This is a genomic window from Dietzia sp. IBK-p2-15D (assembly GCF_057773105.1).
Genome location: NZ_JBYMTK010000015.1, coordinates 35,396 through 54,848, shown reverse-complemented (window position 1 = coordinate 54,848; position 19,453 = coordinate 35,396). Strand labels below are relative to the sequence as shown.

Sequence of the window (19,453 nt, the reverse complement as noted above, 5' to 3'; positions counted from 1 at the left end):
GCGGCCCCGCGCCGATCCTCGGCGGTGCCCCGCACCCCGCCCGGGCCGTCGCCACCGCGCTGTGGGACGACTCGCGGCGCGAACTGCGCGTGCCGTCCGCGCCGCGCGAACGCGTCCTGGTGATCCCCGAATCCGTCACGCCCGCGTGGCAGGCCCGGCTCGTCGCCGACGACGGCACCGACCTGGCCGACCCGCGTCCGGTCACCGTCGACGGGTGGAAGCAGGGCTGGGTGCTGCCCGCCACCACCACCGGCGCCACCCTCGTGCTCACCGTGCCGCTCGACGCGCCGTACCGCGCGGCGCTGCTCACCGGGCCGCTCGCGCTGCTGCTGGTCCTGCTGCTGTTCCTCGTCCGCGGTAGCCGTGACCGGGCGGGGGCCCGCGCCACGCCGTGGCGCGGGCGCGGACCGTTGACGGTCGCCGCGACCGCCGCGTTCGGGTTCGCGATGGCCGGGCCGGTCGGGCTGGGGGTGACCGCCGGGCTGACCGTGGGTGCGCTGGTGGCGAGTCGGTACCTCGGAGCCGGGCGGGCCCGGCACCTGCTCGTCGTGGGGGCCGGGGCGGGGATCGTCGCCGGCGCCGCGGTGCTGTCCCGCGCCCCGTGGCCGGACCCGCTGGGCTACGCCGGCGACGGCTGGGGGCCTCAGGTCGCGACGGTGGCGGGGCTCGTCTGCGCCGGGCTGGCCGCCAGCTGGCCGTCCGCGGGCCGTCCGCGCGGCGCGCGCCGGGGTGCCAGCCAGCGTCCGGCCGGCACCTCGACCAGCGCGTAGCTGGCAGCCGCGACCACCGTCGAGACCACCGCGGTCACCAGCCAGATCCGCAGCATCTGTCCGGAGAACATGGGCACCGCCGCGATCTGGAACGCGAAGTGCAGGACCAGGACGTGCCACAGGAACACGCCGTACGACCACCGGCCCAGGGTCGTGAGGACGGTCGAGCCGAGAACGGCGAAGCGCAGCCCGCCGCCGTCCGCGGTGCCCGGGCCGGCCGGGGCCAGCGCGGCCGGGGCCAGGAGGCAGAACGCCACCACGGCGCCGAGCGCCGTGCGGAGCGCGAACTCGGGGCCCGACGGATGCACGAAGCCCTCGGTGAACCACTGCGGCACCGTGCTCACCAGGAACGCCGCGGCCGCGACCGCCCACCACCCCCACCGTGCGTGGCGGTGGCGGGCCAGCGTCGCCGCCCGTCCGGGCGGGGCGCAGGCGAGTTCGGCCAGGATCATCCCCGCCGCGAACCACGACGCGAACGCCGGCGGCAGGATCTGGTCGTTGAGCCGGTCGTGCAGTCCCAGCTCGTACCACGGCACGAGCGCCCATCCCAGGCTCGCCACCCCCGCGACCGCGATCGCCGGGATGCGCCACCGCGCCGCCCGCCCGCGCAGCCCCGCGAGCGCCCACCACAGCAACGGCAGCACCAGATAGAAGCTCATCTCCACGGACAGCGACCACGCGTGCGTGAGCCCCTCGACGAGGGAGTCCGGGACGTACACCTGGGTGAGCGTCAGGTTGGACGTCCATGTGCTGGCGGAGCTCCGTGCGTTCCGGGGGATGAGCAGGAACACCGCGGCCACCAGGACGAGATACGCGGGCATGATGCGGACGAGTCGGGAGCGCAGATAGTCGCGGGCGGGCCGTGCGGTCCCCGTGCCTCCCCGGCGTGCGTGCAGGGCGTGCGCGCGCCACAGCAGGAAGCCCGAGAGCGCGAAGAACACGGCCACGGACAGGTCGAAGCGGCCCCAGACGCGGTTGAGGAACGACCCCGTCGAGGCCCCGGTCTGGAACGCGACATGGGTGGTGAGTACAGCGAACGCGGCGACCGCCCGGAGCCCCTCGAGCGCCGGCACGAAGCCCGTCGCGGAGGGCAGAGTCCCGACTCGGTGGTCGGGGGTGCCAAATGCGTTCTTCATCACTGTTAATCTTCTCCTGATGATGGTCCGGTCTGGCAGCCGACCCGGGGACGTTACCCGGGCGTGACCACGGACCGAGGGCGCGACTCCAGGAGGACAACCGATGGCACGACAGAGCAGTTCCGCGGGACGGAGGTCGTCGGTGCCCGCGCTGGTCCTCGTCGGGCTCGGCGCATTCTTGATCACTATCGCACTGGCGCTCGTGTTCTTCGTGGTGCCGGCGCAGAAGAAGACCCCGCTGGACATCAATTCGACGACCGTCACCGAGGTCGCGCCGGGGGCGGTCCTCGTGGGCAGGGCGCTGGCGGGCAACGCGCCCACCGAGCTCAACGCGGACCGGCCCGAGTGCCGTCCCGAGGACGGGGCCGAGGGAGAGGGCGACGCGCCCGAGGGTGAGGCGGTCGAGACCCAGGACGGCGCCGAGGCCGACGACTCCGAGGTGCAGTTCCCCGTCTCGTGCTTCATCGACAACGACATCCCCCTGTACTCGCAGCGTCGGGTGATGGCCGTCGAGCCGTCGGACGCCGACGTCATCACCCTGCAGGCCGCCCAGTCGCTGCTGCGCGAGGACATCGCGGGCGGCGACGAGGTCGAGGCGCTGATCAACGCCACAATCGACCGCATCACGCTGGACCGCGTCACGGCGCAGCCGGTCGACGAGGCCACCAGCACCCTGCAGGTCGTCGCGGGCGGTGCCGACGACACCGCCCCCACGGGTTTCGTCCGCGAGGGGCTGCAGTACAAGTTCCCGTTCGACACCGAGCAGCGGGCCTACGACTACTTCGACGCCAGCACCTTCACCACCAACCCGATCGAGTTCGTCGGCGAGACGTCCGTCGGTGGGATCGAGGCCTACGAGTTCACCCAGGAGCTCGGCCCGATCGACATGTGGTCCTCGATCCGCGACCACTTCGCCTCGATCTCCGACGGCTACGACCCCGCCGTCGAGTCGATCCTCGCCAGCTACCGCCGCGAGGGCATGACCGCCGGCCAGTGGGGCCTCGAGGGTGACCCCGACCGCCCGGTTGACATGCGACGCTTCTACACCAACACCCGCACGGTGTACGTGAACCCGGCCACCGGCCAGATCATCAACGGCAAGGAGGACATCTTCCAGTTCTTCGCCGAGGACCAGGCCGAGGCCGACGCCTTCTTCTCCGACAAGGCCCGCCTGGAGGAGGAGAAAGCCGAGCCGACCCGCACGGCCGTCCGCTTCCAGTCCGGATGGAACGACGAGACCCAGGAGAGCACTCTGGCCGCGGCGCAGGACAGCGCGGACACGCTCAACACGTTCGGTCGTATCGTCCCGGCGGTGCTGGGCATCCTCGGCCTGCTGTCGCTGATCGGTGGCATCGTGCTGGGCCTGCGCGGGAGCCGCGGCGGCACCGGCGGACGGACCACCCGGACCCGCGCCTGACCTGTCAGACCCCGCGGCCGCTCGCCCTATCCGGAGCGGGGGCCGCACCCGGAGCATCGACAAGAGCGTTCCGCACACGACACCCGAGTGGGAGTGTGCGGAACGCTCTTCTCGTTGGGTGACGGACCCGCGACCGCCGCGCAGCCGCCGCGCAGCCGACCGCGACCGCGACCGCCGCGCGACCGTCGGGGACACCAGCCGCCCGGCTCCCGCGATCTGTCCCTCGGATCGGGCGCTGCGAACCCGCGGCCGGCCTCGACGATCCCGCTCCGCCAGCCGCTCCGCCAGCCGCTTCGCCTATCGGATCACGCGCCACCTAGCGGATCCGGTAGGTGAGTCGCCAACGGATAGGCGACGTGGCTCGGCTCGAGGGCGCGGCCCGCTCGGGGCCCTCGCTTCAGGCAGGGCGCACGCGGAGCGCCCGCCAGCCGGCGGCGACCGTGGTGAGGGCGACCGCGACGAGCGTCGCGCCCAGGACGCCCTCGACGTCGCGGGGCGCGAACCACACCGCGACGGCGGTGAGCACCAGACCGCACCAGGCGATCGCGGCCTCCACCGTCCGGTCGGAGGCGATGCTCGCCAGCAGGAACGCCTGCAGCACGCTCAGTGTCACGCCCAGGGCGGCGAACGCCCACAGCAGGCCGGCCACGGGCCGGTAGTCCTCGCCGACGACCACCGGCACGAGCGGGGCGGCCGCCGCGGCACCGACCACCACGACGGCGCCGATACCCAGCAGGACACCCACCGCGGAACGGACCGCCCCCCGGTGCCCCGCCGGATCGGCCATCCTCGGGTAGAGCACCGTGCCCACGGCCTGCGGTAGCCAGAACGCGGCCTTGGCGGCGACCGCCCCGAGCGCGTAGCGGCCGGCGTCCTCGGGGGATAGCAGCGCACGTGCGAGGAGCAGGTCGACGGAGGTCAGGGCCATCATCACGAGCTGCACCTGGCCGGCCGCGAGTACGGCCGCGACGCCGGGTGAGGTCGACGAAGTCCCGGTCGGCGGTCGCCGCGCCTCGGACCCGCGTGTCGAGATCCACGTCGCCACCACCCAGGCCACCGTCACGCCGACGGCCCCGGCCGCGAGCGCGGGCCCCACGCCTCCGCCCGCGGCGAGGACCGCGACGGCCGGCACCACCTTGCCGGCGCCGGCGAGGGCGAGCACTCCGCCGAGGGCGCGGAACCGCTCGGCGCCCTGCAGCAGGCCCTGTTCGGTGGTGAGCAGACAGAGCACCGGGCCGGGGGCCAGCGCGGCGGCGGTGGCCGGGACGGGGGTGTCCAGCAGCAGCGACACCGGGACGACCGCCAGTGCGGCGACCACCGCGACCAGGAGCGCGACCCGCCGGCCGAGCGAGCGCAGGACCTCGTCCGGTACTCCGCGTACGTGGTCGCGGGCGACGACCGCCTGCAACGCCAGTGACGGAACGGCGACCAGCAGCTGCGCGGACAGCAGGGCGGCGAAGGCGCCGTAGCCCTCGGGCCCCAACCACCGGGAGGCCGGCAGGTGCAGCAGGTAGGCGGCGATGTTGGCCAGCATCGACCCGGCCGTCACCGCCCCCGCGCCGGTCAGGAAGCGCCTGGTGGCGGAGCCCGGTGCCGCCTCGCGCGCCTGATGGTCCACACCGGGAATCGTAGGGGGCCGCCGCGGTGGCCCGGTGGCTGGCCGCCGACGGCCCGGCCGCGCGGTGGCGGCCGGCCCCGCGCGCGGGCGTGGTGGAATGAGCGCATGTCGTCCGCTGTCGGTTCCCGTCGCGTGATCGCGCGACCCGCCGGGAGGGACGCCGCGGTGGACGCGGCCGTGGGGGCGGTGGTGACCGCCCTGCTGCTGGCGGGGGTGGCGCGGCCCGGGTTCCCACTGCTCAGAGACTGGGTGGCCACGCCGACGCCGCCCCTGTCGGACGCCGCGCTCGGGCTGGGGGAGTCGGCGGCGCGGGCGGTGCCCCAGGACGTGGCGGTGGTGTGGGCGACCCGCGCGCTGCAGGCGGTGGGGTTGCCGGTGTGGCCGCTGACCGGCGTTCTCACCGCCGTGTTCTGCATCTGGTTGGCGGTGGCGGCGGGGGCGCTGGTGCGCCGGGTCCTGCCCGGCGACGCGGCCGCGGGGCTGTCCGGGCTCTGGCTGCGCCTGCCCGCCGTGGTGGGGGCGGTGTGGAACCCGTTCGTGGTGGAGCGGCTGCTGCAGGGGCACTGGTCCGTGCTGGCCGGGACGGCGGCGGTGATGTCGATGCCGGTGTTGTTGGCCTCCGCCGGCGCCCTCGGTGGCGCGCCCGGTCGGCGCCGGGTGGCGGCGGCGTGCGCGGCGCTGGCCGCGGCGGGGCTCACGCCGACGGGCTGGGTCCTCGCGGTTGTCGCCGCGGCGGTGTCCCTGTTCAGCGGCGGTGCGGGTGGCGGTGACAGTGCCGGTGATAGTGCGGGTCCCGCCGCGCGGCCGGGCCGGCGCGACCGTGCAGCGCTGGCGTTGGCCGCCACCGCCGTGGTGACCGCGCTGCCGTGGCTGCTCGCGACCGCGCTCGCCCCGGCCGGGACCGGCACCGCGCCGACCGCCGCCACGGGCGTGAGCGCGTTCGCCTCCCGCGCCGAGCCCGGCATCGGCACCTTCGGGTCCGTGGTCGCCCTGGGCGGAATCTGGAACTCGGAGGCGGTGCCGCCGTCGCGGTCAACGTGGTGGGCGGCCGTGGCGCTCGTGCTGCTGCTCGTCGTGTGGGCGGTGGCGGCGCGCGGGGTGTGGCGGGCGCGCCGCGATCCGGTGGTGCGGGCGACGGTACCGCTGGCGGTCGGGACGTGGCTGCTGGTGGCGGCCGCCGCGACGGGGCCGGGCCTGGCCGCGCTGGAGACCGTCGTCGCCGCGGTCCCCGGCGCGGGTCTGCTGCGCGACACCCAGAAGTTCGTCGCGCTGGCGCTCCCGGCGACCGTGCTGGCGCTCGCCTTCGCCGCCCGCGAGCTGGCCGGGCGACTCCGACCGGCCGGGGCGGGCCTGCTGCTCACGGCGGTGGTCGTCGCCGCCGTCCCCGACGCCCCGCGAGCCCTGTGGGATCAGCTGCGGCCGGTCACCTACGGCCAGGACTGGGAGCAGGTGGCGCGGATTGTCGACGGCAGGCCCGGTGACCTGCTGGTCCTGCCGGCGGGGTCCTTCCGCTCGACGCCGTTGTGGGCGGGCGGCGCGGCGGTACTCGATCCGGCGCCCCGACTGCTCGACACCCGCGTGCTGGTGCCCGGAGACCTGGTCGTCGGCGGGGCGGCCGGCGACGACGCGGCCGCGGTGCCGGGCGAGGGTGATCGCGCGAGGCGGGCCACCGCGGCGCTGCTGCGAGGGGACGACCCGAGCGTCCTGGCCGGACTGGGGGTGCGGTGGGTGCTCGACGAGCGCACGTCCGCCGGCCCGCGCGGGCGGGCGGCGCGGACGCTGGCCGGGACACCGCCGGAGTCGACGACGACGAGGTTCACCGGCTCCGAACTCGTCCTGCACGAGCTGGCCGCGCCGAACGGGCCGGGTGGGGCGGATGCCCGATGGGAGGCCACCGCCGAGCCCGCGGCTCCGGCGTCGGCCCGCGGATGGGTGCTGGCGGCGCACGCGCTGTGGCTGCTCACGCTCGCCCTCGCCGTGGCCGTTGCCAGCGTCTCCGCCGCGACCACCACGGCGCGCCGGGACGCGCACGCCGCGGGAGGACCGGTCAGCCGGCCTGGCCGCTGATCACACCGCTCACGCGCCAGCCCTCGGTGACCGCCCGGAGGACCTGCGCCATCGCCGCTCCGGTGGCGGGCCAGGACAGTCCCGCGGCCTTGCGGCGCGCGGCTTCACCCATGCGCCCCCGCAGGTCGGGGTCCGCCAGGAGGCGATCGGTGGCCAGGGTCATGGCCGCGACATCGTCCACGAGGAGGCCCGTCTCGCCGTCGTCGATCGAGTCCCGTAGTCCCGCCGCGTGGTGGTAGCCGACGGTGGGCACCCCGTGCTGCGCGGCCTCGGACACCGCCAGACCCCAGCCTTCCTTGCGGGAGGGCATGAGATGCAGTGTGGCGCCGGCGAGGATGCGGTGCTTGGTGGACTCGTCGACGTGCCCGTGGAACACGACCGAACCCGCGTCCGGGCCGGGGCCCGTGCCGGCACCCGAGCCCGGCGCGGGGACGAGGAGCCCGCGCTCGGCGGCGTACCCACGGAGGCGGTCGGACCACCAGCCGCTGCCGATGACGTCCAGCACCAGGCCGGGCCTGCTCGCGCGCAGGGTGGCGACCACGTCGAGGGCGTCCTCGACGTGCTTGTGCGGCACCAGCCGGGACAACACGACCAGCCGCGGGGCGTCGGTGTCGGTGTCAGGGCCGGGGCCCTCGTGCGCGGCCGGCCCGCCCGGCTCGACGTCCGCCGGGAGCGGGTCGAGTCCGTTGCGCACCACGGCGATGCGCGCGGGGTCCACGCCGAGCCCGGCGAGCTCGTCGGCCGAGGGGAGCGACACGGTCACGTACTGACTGCGCGAGTGCACGCGCGGGGACAGCCACGACTCGATCCACCAGCCGATCCGCGCGACCAGCCACCCGGCCACCGGCCACTGCTCACGGTGGATGTGGTGGACCAGCACCACCACGGGCGCGGTGGTGGCCAGGCGGGAGAAGAAGGGGACGCCGTTCTGGGTGTCGACGACGACGTCGGGCTGCCTCAGGACACCGAGGGGCCCCAGCCCGATCCTGCCGAACAGGATCGCCAGCAGCGCGCGGGGATAGACGGTGAACCGGCCGCCGGCCCGGCTGAACCGCACCCCGGCCCCGGTGGTGGCGGAGCGGGCCGCACCCGGTGAGCGCGAGGTCCGGTAGACGACGGTGTGCCCGGCGCCGGCGAGGCCGTCCGCGACGTGCTCGAGGTAGCGTTCGCTGCCACCGCCCTGGGGATGGGTGCTGTCACGCCAGCACAGCAGTAGGATACGAGCCACGCGGACACTGTACGCGGGCGTCGGGACCGCCGACGGGGTGGTCAACGCTGCCGCCGGTATCGTCACCCGCCGGTATCGTCACCGCCGTGATCACCGATCCCGTCCACCGCTCGCCCGCCCTGCGCTCGGTGGCCCGCCGCGCCACCCTCGGTCGGTCGCTCGGATTGCTGCGTTCGTTCCCGCTCGAGCAGTCCGACCCGGACGTCTTCTACTCCGGTCTGGCCCGCGACACCGTCGAACTGGTGGCGGACCTGTGGGAGCGCGCCGGTGACCGGCCGGCCGGGCGGGGCCCCGGGTCCGACACCGGCCGCCTCCCGGGGCTGACGGTGCTGGACGTCGGCGGCGGGCCGGGTTACTTCTCCGACGCCTACGCCGCCGAGGGGGCGCGGTACGTGTCCGTCGAACCGGACGTGGGGGAGATGTCGGCGGCGGGCCTGGACCAGGCGGGCTCGATCCGCGGCAGCGGGATGTCGCTGCCGATCCGATCGGACTGCGTCGACGTGTGCATCTCCTCCAATGTGGCCGAACACGTCCCCGAGCCCTGGACGATGGCCGAGGAGATGTGCCGGGTCACGCGACCGGGCGGCCTCGTCGTCGTCTCCTACACGCTCTGGTACGGACCCTTCGGCGGCCACGAGATGGGACCCACCCACTACCTCGGTGGCGAGCGGGCGCGGCGGATGTACGAGCGTCGCCACGGCCGGCCGCCCAAGAACGTCTACGGCGAGTCCCTGTTCGAGGTGGGCTGCGCCGAGGGGCTCGACTGGGCACGCCAGACCGGATCGGCCGAACTGGTCGCGGCGTTCCCGCGCTACCACCCACGGTGGGCGTGGTGGCTGGTGCGGGTGCCGCTGGTCAGGGAGGTCCTGGTGTCCAACCTCGTGCTGGTGATGCGGGCCGGGTAGCTGCCCCACGGGGCGCCGTGGACTCGCTACAGTGAGGTGGAACACGTTCTTGTTTTCTACCTCTCGGAGGTCCCCGTGGTCGTCGTCCATGACAAGCTCTTCTCCGGCACCCGCTGGACCGATCCCATCACCACCGGCGTCCTCGAGGTGACCTCGCCCGCCACCAACGCGGTCGTGGGTCGGGTCGCCGAGACCACCACCGAGGACCTGGACGAGATGATCAGCCAGGCGCGCGACTCGTTCGAGTCCGGCGTGTGGCGCTCCACCCCGCCCGCCGAGCGCGGCGCCCTGCTGGCCCGCGTGGCCGACATGCTCGAGGAGCGTCAGGCCGAGGTGTGCCAGATCCTCTCCGACGAGATGGGCACCCCGCCCGGCACCGCCGCGATGATCCAGGTGACGCCGACCCTGGGTGTGCTGCGCTACTACGCGCGCCTGTCCGAGACCTTCCCGTGGTCCGAGGTGCGCCACGGAGACTTCGGCGCGTCGGTCATCACCCGCCACCCCGTCGGCGTCGTCGCCGCCATCACCGCGTGGAACGTCCCGCTCTACCTCAACACCGCCAAGCTGGCGCCCGCGTTGCTGTCCGGCAGTTCGGTGATCCTCAAGCCGTCCTCGGCCACGCCGCTGTCCGCGCTGTGGCTGGCCGACCTGTTCCGTGAGGCCGGGCTGCCCGAGGGCGTGCTGTCCGTGGTGACCGGCCCCAGCTCCGTGGGCGACCACCTGGTCTCCCACGCGGACGTCGACAAGATCTCGTTCACCGGCTCCACCGGGGTCGGCAAGCACATCGCCGGGATCGCCGCCCAGAGCCTCACGCGCTGTTCGCTGGAGCTGGGGGGCAAGAGCGCCGCCATCGTGCTCGAGGACGCCGACATCGCCGCCCACGCCGGCACCATGGTCTTCTCCGCCCTGATGAACTCCGGGCAGGCGTGCGTGTCGCAGAACCGCATCCTCGCGCCGCGGTCGAAGTACGACGAGGTCGTCGAGGCGCTGGTGGAGAACGTCAAGGCCATGCCCGTGGGCGACCCGGCCGACGACGGCACCGCCTTCGGCCCGCTGGCCAACCACAAGCAGAAGGCGTCCGTCGAGGGCTACATCCGCAAGGGCGTCGAGGAGGGCGCGACCATCGCCTACGGGGGCGGCACGGTCGAGGGACTGCCCGAGGGCGTCGCCGAGGGCGCCTACGTGCAGCCGACCGTCTTCCGGGACGTCGACAACTCCATGACCATCGCCCAGGAGGAGATCTTCGGGCCGGTCCTGCAGGTCATCGCCTACGACACGGTCGACGAGGCAGTGCAGATCGCCAACGACTCCGAGTACGGCCTGGCCGGGGCCGTGTACTCCGCCGACCCGGATGCCGCGCTGGCCGTGGCCCAGCGGGTGCGCACCGGCACGATGGGCATCAACTGGTACGCCTTCGACCCGAGCGCGCCCTTCGGCGGGTTCAAGAACTCGGGCCTGGGTCGCGAGAACGGCCCCGAGGGGCTCGAGGCCTTCTGCGAGCTGCAGAGTGTGCTCATGCCGTTCGGTTGGGAGCCCGGCGAGGGCTGAGACCTCGACAGATGTGAAGACCCCCGGCCTCGGCCGGGGGTCTTCACACATCGGACGCGTCGGCGCGGCGCCGACCGGCCGGGTGTCACTCCACGCGGTAACCGACGCCGCGGACGGTCTGCACCTTGTTCTCGCCGATCTTGCGGCGCAGGGAACGGATGTAGACGTTGACGATGTTGGAGCCCGGGTCGAAGTCCATGCCCCACACGCTCTCGAGCAGCTGCTCGCGACTGATGGTCTCGCCCTTGTTGCGCAGCAGCATCTCGAGGAGCGAGTACTCGCGGTTGGTCAGCTCCTGGATCCGGCCGTCCACCTCGACCCGGCGGGTGCGGATGTCCAGGCGCATGCCCGCGTGCTCGAGGATGCCCGGGTCCTCGGTGGCCTCGTGCTCGCGCAGCCGCAGACGGATGCGGGCGAGCAGCTCGGGCACGCGGAAGGGCTTGACCATGTAGTCGTTCGCGCCGGACTCCAGCCCCTCGACGGTGTTCGCCACACTGTCGCGGGCCGTGAGGATGATGACGGGTGCGGCGAACCCGCGGTCGCGGGCCTCGCGGAGGAGGGTCAGCCCGTCGGTGTCCGGCAGGCCGATGTCGAGCAACATCAGGTCGATGTCGGAGATCGTCGACAGGATCGCCTGCGCGCTCTCCCCGTCCACGGCCTCGAGTGCGGTGTACTCCGCGCCGCCGAGTGCCTTCACCAACACCGATCGGATGAGATCGTCATCCTCCACGACGAGAACATTCGTCATGCAACCCTCCTTCTCGAACCCGGAGTATCCCACGGGAAGACATCAGTTGGACGCTGCCCGGTCCCGTGTCCGCGGTTTCGTCCGGGACGTGCGCGGGATCAGTGCGTACCGCTGTCGCCCGACGCGACCGGCTCGGCGTCCCCGTCGTCGCGGGGCCGCTTCTCCGGTGGTGGTGCGATGAGGGGGACGACGATGCAGAACACCGCGCCCCCGCCCTCGGCGTTGAACGCGAACGCACGTCCCCCGTGCGCCTTGGCGATGGTGGAGACGATGGCCAGACCGAGGCCGGTGCCGCCCCGGCCGTCGCGGAGCTGGCCGCGCGCGGTGTGGAAACGCTGGAAGATGCTCTCCTCTTCCCCGGGCGGGATCCCCGGTCCGCTGTCGCGGACCCACCACAGGAGCCGTCGGCGGTAGTCCTCCCGCTTGGGCGACGGGGCGACGGGCCCCGCGGCGAACCCGTCGGGCACGGTGGGATCCCCCGGCTCGATGATGCGGCACCCGATCTCGATGGTGTCGCCGGGGCCGGTGAAGCGGACGGCATTGGAGCAGAACTGCATGAGGGCCTGCGTGATGCGGTGCTGGTCCAGTCGGGCCACGCCCTCGGCGTAGGGCAGCACCCGCCAGTCCCGGTCGGCGATCACGTCGATCTTCGCCTCGACGTCCAGCACGAGTTCGGCGACGTCGGTCGGGACGGTCCGGAGGAAGTCGGGACGGTCGGCCCTGGCGAGGGTGAGCAGGTCCTCCACGATGCGGGTCATCCGCGACAGCTCGTCCTGCATGAGGCGGGTGGCCTCGGCACGCCCGTCGGGGTCGTCGGGCATGAGGTCGAGGTTGCCCTGCACGACGGTCAGGGGCGTCCGCAGTTCGTGCCCGGCATCGTCGAGGAACTCCCGCTGGGTCCGGTAGGCCTCCTCGACGCGTTCGAGCATGGCGTTGACCGTGTCGGCGAGTGAGACGATCTCGTCGGGTCCGTCGGAGGGGACCCGCCTCGACAGGTCGGCGGCGGAGATGGTCTCGGCGGCTTCGCGGATACGGCGCACCGGCACGAGCATCCGCCCGGCGATCCACCACGCGAGCACCGCGCTGACGACCATGCCTCCGGCGCTGGCCCAGCGCATGTAGAACACGACGCGCCGTGTCTCCTGGTGGGTGCCCCGGTCGTTGACGGCGACGACGATGTTGGCCAGTCCGGCGGGGCTCTCGACCGTGGTCTTGCGCCACCGCACCGAGCCGTCGAGGATCCCCGAACTCTCGGTGGAGACCAGGCCGATCCGTTGGATCTGTGAGCGTATCGCCGGCGGGAAGAGCTGGTCCTCCTCGGGCCCGTACCGGGAGAGCGTGAACTGGGTGCCCGACTCGGTGGCCGTCCCGACCAGCAGCAGCTCCGAGGACGGGTACTGCTGGGCGAGGTATGCCCGGATCAACTGCTCGACCGTGGGGTTCTCCGACTCGAAGGACGGCAGGATCCCGGCCGTCATGAAGGTCGTGAAGTCGGCGGCCTCCCGGTTGAGCCGCGAGTCCATCACCCGTTCGGTGCTGAGGTTCAGCAGTTGGAACGTGAACACCATCATCGCCGCGAACACGGCGGCGGTGATCAACGTGATGCCGAGGGTGATGCGGAGCCGGGCGGAGTGCCACCAACGGATCGGGGCCGACGTCCGTTTCGAGGGGTTCACCTCGGCATCGGGTGGTCGTCGCCGGACGCTCTCGGGCTGGACACTCTCGGGCTGGACACCGCCGGGCTCGCCTCCGTCGCGCCCGCCCCCTGCGAGGTCGTCACCGGCCCGCTCGCGGCACGGTCTCCCACGGGAGGTCGGCCGAGCACCGGAGCGCCGCCGGCGGGCGACCGACCCGCGTGTGGGGGAGGCCCGGTCTCGTCGGCATGGGCCGGTCGGCCGGTCTCTCCGGCGTGGGGCGGGGGCCCGGGCAGCGGGCCACCTGCTGCGGGCGGTCCGGGAACGGACACGGGAGGCCGACCGGCATCGGGCGCCGGTACGGCGGGACGGCCGCCCGGTCCGCGGTCGTCAGGCGTGTCGCCTCGATCGGCCCCGCCCTCGGAGTGGGGTTCGAAGGTCACCGGCTGGTCGTCCGCCCCGGAGCCGGGACCGGGGCCCGTCGTGGGGTCGCGGGGCACGAGGTCGTCCCGGACCCGGTCCGGGCCCTGCCCGGCGCGCGGACCGACGGTGTCTGCGGGAGCAACCCGGCCGTCGGCCTGCGGGGGAAGCGGTGCCAGCGGCACGGAGGGCACCGTCAACAGCGAGAGGAACGACGGGATCGGCTCCGGTACGGGCAGGGCCGACCTGCCGTCGATCACCGTGAGGAACGGCTTGATCCCCTCGATGGCGGTGCCCGCGTACTCCTCGTCGACGGCCGGGGACGCGTCCGTCGACTCGCCGGTGATCCCGGCGGTGGCGGTCGGCCCGGCAGGAACGGACGTCGGGGCGGGGAGCCCGAAACCGGCAACGGCGGCTGCTGCGACGCCGCTCGCCGCGATCGGAAGCGCGATGAGGCCGACCACGCTGGCTCTCATGCCCCTCCTTCCGGGCGGGAATACTGTTGCCCGCACAGCCAGTAACTGTGACATCAACAAGCGCCGTAGTACAGGGCTTCGCCCAGATTGTAGAGGCGGACGGGCCACACCGGGGAATGGTGTGGCCCGTCCGCGTGGGTCTTTCCGTGCAGGTGCCGGTGTCAGCCGAGCCGCTCCTTGAGGGCGGCGAACTGCTCGTGGACCTCGGCCGGGACCTTGGGTCCGCAGAACTCGAGCCACTCGGTGATGAGCGGCAGCTCGCGGCGCCACTCCTCGGGGTCGACGGCCAGGGCGGCCTCGACGTCCTCGATCGGGGTGTCCAGACCGGTCATGTCGATGTCCGCCGCGCGGGCGGTGATGCCGGCGGCGGTCTCGTCGCCCTCCACGCGACCCTCGATGCGGTCCACGACCCACTTCAGGACGCGGCTGTTCTCACCGAAGCCGGGCCACACGAAGCGGCCGTCGGCGCCCTTGCGGAACCAGTTGACGAGGAAGATCTTGGGCATCTTGTCGCCGCCCCGGGCGCCCATGTCGACCCAGTGCTGGAAGTACTCGCCGACGTTGTAGCCGACGAACGGCAGCATGGCCATGGGATCGCGACGCACCGCGCCGACCTGGCCCTCCGCGGCGGCGGTCTGGCCGGAGGACAGGGTCGCCCCGATGTAGACGCCGTGGTTCCACGAGTAGGCCTCGCTGACCAGCGGGACGGTGTCGGCGCGGCGACCACCGAAGAGGATGGCCGAGATCGGCACGCCCTCGGGAGAGTTGAACTCGGGAGCGGTGACCGGGCACTGGTTGATCGGAACGCAGTAGCGCGAGTTGGGGTGCGCGGCGTTGCCGGCCTTGCCGTCGCCCTCCGGGGTCCAGTCGTTGCCCAGCCAGTCGATGAGGTGGTCCGGGGTGCCCTCGAGGTCCTCCCACCACACGTCACCGTCGTCGGTCAGCGCCACGTTCGTGTAGATGGCGTTGCCCGGCTCCAGCGTCTTCATCGCGTTGGGGTTGGACGAGTAGTTGGTGCCGGGGGCCACTCCGAAGAAGCCGTACTCCGGGTTGACGGCGTACAGCCGACCGTCGGCGCCGAAGCGCATCCACGCGATGTCGTCACCCACGACCTCCGCGCGCCAGCCCTCGATGGTGGGCTGCAGCATCGCGAGGTTGGTCTTGCCGCAGGCGGACGGGAAGGCCGCGGCGATGAAGTGGACCTCGTCGGCGGGGGAGATGAGCTTGAGGATGAGCATGTGCTCGGCCATCCAGCCCTCGTCGCGGGCCATGGCGGAGGCGATGCGCAGCGCGAAGCACTTCTTGCCCAGCAGGGCGTTTCCGCCGTAGCCGGACCCGAAGGACCAGATCTCGCGGGTCTCGGGGAAGTGGGTGATGTACTTCTCCTCGTTGCACGGCCAGGGCACGTCCTGCTCGCCCTCGGCGAGCGGGGCACCCACGGAGTGCAGGCCCTTGACGTACTCGCCGTCCGTGCCGATCTTGGCCAGGGCCGCCGAACCCATGCGGGTCATGATCTTCATCGAGACCACCACGTACGCCGAGTCGGTCAGCTCGATGCCGAGCTTGGGGTCCTCCGCCTCCAGCGGGCCCATGCAGTACGGCACGACGTACATCGTGCGGCCGCGCATGCTGCCGCGGAACAGTCCGGTCATGTGCTCGCGCATCTCGGCCGGGTCGCGCCAGTTGTTGGTGGGGCCGGCGCCCTCTTCGGTCTTTGAGCAGATGAAGGTCCGCGACTCGACGCGGGCGACGTCCTTCGGGTCCGACTGGGCCAGGAAGGAGTTCGGCTTCTTCTCCTCGTTGAGCTTGACGAAGGTCCCGGCCTCCACCATCTCGGTCGTGAGGCGATCCCACTCAGCGTCGGAGCCGTCGGCGAAGACGACCCGGTCCGGCTGGGTGAGCTCGGCGACCTCGGCGATCCACGCGAGCATCTCCGCATGATCGGTTGGTGCCTGACCCTCGAGGCCGGGAATGGTGGTGGTGGTCATCACAGCTCCTCGCGCGTGGTGCATGGTGTTAGTCACAGAGTATCGTCAAGCGTTGTCGACTGCTCAGTCGCAGCCCCCTTTGCACACCCGGACATGAGGGATTCCTCAGGTCGCCGGTCAGATGTGGCCGTGGTCGATGCGTTCCCACCGGGCGGGCGACGGGAAGTCGCCGGTCGTGTCCCCGCGAGCCTCGTTCGTGAATCCCCCGAAGGGCACGCCCTCCGCGGGGTTCGCCAGCCGCCACGAGTCGTAGCTGCCGTCGAACCGCACGGTCGAGACGTGGTCGACGGTGCCGTCGCCGTCGGCGTCGGTGTACACGGTCAGTCCCCGGTCGTCGCCGAGGGTGACCGCCTCCATGAAGCCGTCCCCGTCGAGGTCCGCCTCGGGGGAGCCGAGGTCGAGGACGTCCTCGCCCACGGGCACGTGCAGTCCCAGCGACGAGGGTTCGGCCAGCGGGGCGTCCTGGAGGCCGCACACGTCGGGCGCCGGGTGGTGATCGAAGGAGTCCGCACCGAACAGCGGATCGGTCATGAGGGACTCCCTGTCGTGGGGGCCGGCGGGGCGGTCTGTCCCGCGCGGGTGGTGCGGATGCGGCGTTCGAGATCGGCGACCCGGGGGCCGGGATCGTGGGCGAAGCCGTCGGTGATGGTGGCCTCCGCGGCGAGGATCCTCGAGCCGAGTGACTGCTCGGCGTCGGCCCGCAGCGCCGCGAGCCTGTCGGCCACGGCCGCGACGGTGTGGGTGCGCAGCGCCTGCGTGCGGCGGACGGTGACGGTGATCCACCCCAGCACCACACCGCACAGGAGGGCGAGCGGGATGACCACCGCCGCGACCCCGGGGATCTCGGCGAGCGGGGACAGCAGCATGCGCCCCACCCCGGTCCCGCCGGCGGCACCCATGACCATGACGAGCAGTTCCTCGCCCGTGTTGCGCGGCGGTCGACCCGGGGCGATCCCGCTGGTGGGCGGGGGGATGCGGGGACCCGCCGGCGCGGCGGCGCCGAGATGGCGGGCGACGAGGGCGTCGGCGCGGCGGTCCGCGCGGGCGATGGTGCCGGCCACCGCGGCGTCGGCATCGGCGGCGAGCTGGTGGACCAGCGCGTCGACACGGGCGCGGGGGGCCGCAGCGAGTTCCTCGCGCGCGCGTCCGCCGAGGTCGCGCACCGACCGGTGGAGATCCTGGACGACCTGCATGCGCAGGGCCTGGACGTCCTGCCGCAGTGCCTGGGAGCGGGTGGTGATGGCCTCGGTGCGACGCGCGAGGAGCCAGTCGACGGTCGCGACGGCCGGGTCCGGTGGCGGTGTACCGCCGGGGGCGGGAGGCGCGGTGGGCGGACGGCGCACGCCGGAGGCGAGGACGGCGACGGCGGCGAGCAGCGCGGCCGGGGCTCCGGGGTGACCGTCGTCGATCACGTGGACCGGCGCCGTCACACCCGCCTCGGCCAGGCGCCGGGTGGTGACGTCGACCGTCTCCGACAGGCCCTCGGCGGTGCACTGGTCGGCGCGCCCGGCCAGGGCGACCGCCAGCGGCAGGCGGGCGGCGACGCCGCGCGCGACCTCGACGTCGTCGGGGCGTACCGGGCACACGGCGTCGACGACGAGGACAGCGGCGTCCGGCCGGTCCTCGGGTGCCGCGTCGACGAGCACGCGGATCCGGGCCCCGCCATCGACGGTCGGGGCCGCGGCCGAGGTCAGCGCCTCGGCGACGGCGGGCGCGGCGGAGTCCCGTGCGCCCAGGACCGCGATCGTCAGGTCACGGGGCGGGGAATCGCGGTGCGGGGAGTCGCGAGACGGGGAGTCGCGGGACGGGGAGTCGCGGGACGGAGCGGGCGCGGCGGTCACGACGGACCCGGTCCGGTGAGTACGCAGAGGGCGGCCTCCGCGAGTTCGCCCACCTCGTCGTGGACAGCGAGGCGTTCCAGTTCCGCCTCGAGACGGGCCACCCGGACCGTCGCCAGGGCGTCCAGGGCGCGGTCGAGAAAGGACACGACGCCGTCGACCGACCGGTGCCCCGGCTCCCGCGCGTCCACGGCGGGCAGCCCACGGGCCCACCGCGGCAGGACCTCGTCGTCGCTGCCGCTGCCGCTGTCGCTGCCGTCGTCACCGCCGCCACCGACACCCGTGGCCACCACCAAGAGGGCGTGCCGGCGCGGGCGCCGCACCCACGCCTCCTCGTGGCGGCAGGGGGCGGTGCGCAGGCACACGATCTCCACATCGGGCGCCGTCGTGGCCGGCGCGCCGGGAGCGGCGAGCACGTCGAGGTCGTCGACCTGTGCCCGCCACCCGCGACGCGCCCGCAGCGCCGCGGCCAGGGTGCGGCGCCCCGACCCCAGGCCGCCGCGGATCCGGATGTCGACGGGCGCGTCGAAGCGCGCGAGTGCCTCCTCCACCGGGCCGTGCACGCCCGGGTCGGACCCGGCCGGTCCGGTGGCGGGCTCGACCGACCGCCCGGAGCGTTCCCGGGCGGAGGAGACCAGGCGCCGGACGCGCGCGGCGGGATCCGGGCTCTCGGGTCGCACCGGGGCCTGGGGCTCGGTGTCGTGGGTCACGGTCGGCACGCGGTAATCGTGACGCGGGGATCTGCCCGCGGCAAGACCTTCCCCCAGGCAGGGTCACCCGCGCGGCGCGGTGGGCGGCCCCGCGGCGGGGACGGGGACGCCCGGTCGGATTCGTAACCCGACCACGGATTACGGGATGATGGCCGGGTGAACCAGAGCGAGAACCCCGCCCCGGCGGCTGACGGGACCCCGGACGACGGTGTCACTCCCGACGACAGTGCCCGTCTGTTCCCCCGGGTGACGGCCTACCGGTTCCGCCGCGGAACCCTGCGGCCGGGCCAGCAGCGCAACTGGGAGGAGCACTGGCCCACCTACGGACGCAACGTCTCCGACGAGACCGTGGACCCGGAGCAGATGTTCGGGCGCCGCGCACCGTTGATCGTGGAGATCGGGTCCGGGACCGGGACCTCGACCGCCGCGATGGCCGCCGCCGAGCCGGACGTCGACGTGATCGCCGTGGAGGTCTACCAGCCCGGACTGGCACAGCTGCTGGGCATGATCCTGCGCGAGGGGCTCGAGAACGTGCGCATGATCCGCGGCGACGGCGTGGACGTGCTCACCAACATGATCGCGCCGGCGAGCCTGACCGGCGTCCGCGTGTTCTTCCCCGACCCCTGGCCCAAGGCCCGCCACCACAAGCGGCGGCTGCTGCAGTCCGGCACCTTCGAGCTCATCGCCTCACGCCTGGCGCCCGGCGGCGTGTTGCACGTGGCCACGGACCACGCCGACTACGCCGAGTGGATCGGCGAGACCGGCGACGCCGAGCCCGCGCTGAGACGGCTGGACCCCGCGACCGACCTCGGGCACGTACCGTTCAGTCTTGACAGACCCGTGACGAAGTTCGAGGGCAAGGGGCTGCAGGAGGAACGAGTGATCAACGAATTCCTCTGGCGTCGTACGAACTGACGCCCCTTCTCCACAGCCCCCGAACCACGACGACC

Annotated in this window: 15 protein-coding genes; 5 read left to right on the top strand and 10 right to left on the bottom strand. The window is 73.4% G+C overall.

All coding sequences use genetic code 11. The annotated features are described in order from the left end of the window. Nucleotides 1-643: 643 nt before the first annotated feature. Nucleotides 644-1,906 carry an acyltransferase family protein gene (locus AC3DEV_RS15995; RefSeq protein ID WP_488372738.1) on the bottom strand — a complete coding sequence of 421 codons (1,263 nt, stop codon included), beginning with the start codon at nucleotides 1,904-1,906 and terminating at the stop codon, nucleotides 644-646. A gap of 103 nt (nucleotides 1,907-2,009) precedes the next feature. Between AC3DEV_RS15995 and pgfA the strand changes: the two genes are divergently transcribed. Continuing rightward, nucleotides 2,010-3,323, top strand: a complete 1,314-nt coding sequence (gene pgfA / locus AC3DEV_RS15990; protein ID WP_488372737.1) for a cell envelope lipid trafficking protein PgfA — start codon at nucleotides 2,010-2,012, stop codon at nucleotides 3,321-3,323. A 397-nt stretch (nucleotides 3,324-3,720) separates the two neighbouring features. Here the strand turns inward: pgfA and AC3DEV_RS15985 are convergent, their stop codons facing one another. Beyond that, nucleotides 3,721-4,941: a polysaccharide biosynthesis protein gene (locus AC3DEV_RS15985; RefSeq protein ID WP_488372736.1), complete on the bottom strand. Its 1,221-nt coding sequence runs from the start codon at nucleotides 4,939-4,941 to the stop codon at nucleotides 3,721-3,723. Nucleotides 4,942-5,046: 105 nt separating this feature from the next. On the opposite strand from AC3DEV_RS15985, the gene AC3DEV_RS15980 reads away from it, so the two are divergent. Beyond that, a complete protein-coding gene (locus tag AC3DEV_RS15980) occupies nucleotides 5,047-7,008 on the top strand; it encodes an MmpA family trehalose lipid delivery protein (protein ID WP_488372735.1) in 1,962 nt (653 codons plus the stop codon). On the opposite strand, the gene AC3DEV_RS15975 is transcribed toward AC3DEV_RS15980, so the two are convergent. Then, nucleotides 6,989-8,236 carry a glycosyltransferase family 4 protein gene (locus AC3DEV_RS15975; RefSeq protein WP_488372734.1) on the bottom strand — a complete coding sequence of 416 codons (1,248 nt, stop codon included), beginning with the start codon at nucleotides 8,234-8,236 and terminating at the stop codon, nucleotides 6,989-6,991. The two genes, AC3DEV_RS15980 and AC3DEV_RS15975, sit on opposite strands and share 20 nt — an antisense overlap. 86 nt (nucleotides 8,237-8,322) lie before the next feature. On the opposite strand from AC3DEV_RS15975, the gene AC3DEV_RS15970 reads away from it, so the two are divergent. Next, on the top strand, nucleotides 8,323-9,141 hold the full coding sequence (locus tag AC3DEV_RS15970) for a class I SAM-dependent methyltransferase (protein ID WP_120282781.1): 819 nt from the start codon (nucleotides 8,323-8,325) through the stop codon (nucleotides 9,139-9,141). Nucleotides 9,142-9,216: 75 nt separating this feature from the next. Beyond that, the gene (locus AC3DEV_RS15965; protein ID WP_488372733.1) at nucleotides 9,217-10,689 is read left to right on the top strand and encodes an aldehyde dehydrogenase; all 1,473 of its coding nucleotides are present in this window, start codon (nucleotides 9,217-9,219) and stop codon (nucleotides 10,687-10,689) included. 85 nt (nucleotides 10,690-10,774) lie between these two features. Here the strand turns inward: AC3DEV_RS15965 and AC3DEV_RS15960 are convergent, their stop codons facing one another. The 7 genes from AC3DEV_RS15960 to AC3DEV_RS15930 form a co-directional block, all read right to left on the bottom strand. Then, a complete protein-coding gene (locus AC3DEV_RS15960) occupies nucleotides 10,775-11,437 on the bottom strand; it encodes a response regulator transcription factor (protein WP_067715955.1) in 663 nt (220 codons plus the stop codon). 98 nt (nucleotides 11,438-11,535) lie between these two features. Next, nucleotides 11,536-13,113, bottom strand: a complete 1,578-nt coding sequence (locus tag AC3DEV_RS15955) for a sensor histidine kinase (RefSeq protein WP_488372732.1) — start codon at nucleotides 13,111-13,113, stop codon at nucleotides 11,536-11,538. Then, nucleotides 13,110-13,967, bottom strand: coding sequence for a hypothetical protein (locus tag AC3DEV_RS15950; protein WP_488372731.1), 858 nt, complete (start codon nucleotides 13,965-13,967; stop codon nucleotides 13,110-13,112). The genes AC3DEV_RS15955 and AC3DEV_RS15950 overlap by 4 nt, the downstream gene beginning before the upstream one ends. A 161-nt stretch (nucleotides 13,968-14,128) precedes the next feature. Continuing rightward, the gene (locus AC3DEV_RS15945; RefSeq protein ID WP_488372730.1) at nucleotides 14,129-15,955 is read right to left on the bottom strand and encodes a phosphoenolpyruvate carboxykinase (GTP); all 1,827 of its coding nucleotides are present in this window, start codon (nucleotides 15,953-15,955) and stop codon (nucleotides 14,129-14,131) included. Between the two features lie 117 nt (nucleotides 15,956-16,072). Further along, a complete protein-coding gene (locus tag AC3DEV_RS15940) occupies nucleotides 16,073-16,486 on the bottom strand; it encodes a DUF6802 family protein (protein WP_069389409.1) in 414 nt (137 codons plus the stop codon). Then, a complete protein-coding gene (locus AC3DEV_RS15935; protein WP_488372729.1) occupies nucleotides 16,483-17,796 on the bottom strand; it encodes a hypothetical protein in 1,314 nt (437 codons plus the stop codon). The genes AC3DEV_RS15940 and AC3DEV_RS15935 overlap by 4 nt, the downstream gene beginning before the upstream one ends. Next, nucleotides 17,793-18,512 carry a hypothetical protein gene (locus tag AC3DEV_RS15930; protein WP_488372728.1) on the bottom strand — a complete coding sequence of 240 codons (720 nt, stop codon included), beginning with the start codon at nucleotides 18,510-18,512 and terminating at the stop codon, nucleotides 17,793-17,795. Before AC3DEV_RS15930 ends, AC3DEV_RS15935 begins: the two co-directional genes overlap by 4 nt. 147 nt (nucleotides 18,513-18,659) lie before the next feature. Here AC3DEV_RS15930 and trmB point away from each other — a divergent pair, with 147 nt between their 5' ends. Then, entirely contained in the window at nucleotides 18,660-19,418 is a 759-nt protein-coding gene (trmB, locus tag AC3DEV_RS15925; protein ID WP_163376239.1) for a tRNA (guanosine(46)-N7)-methyltransferase TrmB, read from the top strand. The last annotated feature ends 35 nt before the right edge of the window (nucleotides 19,419-19,453 follow it).

What these genes read in the sequence shown, in the direction of transcription:
- AC3DEV_RS15995 (WP_488372738.1), bottom strand. Translation starts at nt 1,906, where the DNA reads ATGAAGAACGCATTTGGCACCCCCGACCACCGAGTCGGGACTCTGCCC.
- pgfA (WP_488372737.1), top strand. Translation starts at nt 2,010, where the DNA reads ATGGCACGACAGAGCAGTTCCGCGGGACGGAGGTCGTCGGTGCCCGCG.
- AC3DEV_RS15980 (WP_488372735.1), top strand. Translation starts at nt 5,047, where the DNA reads ATGTCGTCCGCTGTCGGTTCCCGTCGCGTGATCGCGCGACCCGCCGGG.
- AC3DEV_RS15960 (WP_067715955.1), bottom strand. Translation starts at nt 11,437, where the DNA reads ATGACGAATGTTCTCGTCGTGGAGGATGACGATCTCATCCGATCGGTG.
- AC3DEV_RS15950 (WP_488372731.1), bottom strand. Translation starts at nt 13,967, where the DNA reads ATGAGAGCCAGCGTGGTCGGCCTCATCGCGCTTCCGATCGCGGCGAGC.
- AC3DEV_RS15945 (WP_488372730.1), bottom strand. Translation starts at nt 15,955, where the DNA reads ATGACCACCACCACCATTCCCGGCCTCGAGGGTCAGGCACCAACCGAT.
- AC3DEV_RS15940 (WP_069389409.1), bottom strand. Translation starts at nt 16,486, where the DNA reads ATGACCGATCCGCTGTTCGGTGCGGACTCCTTCGATCACCACCCGGCG.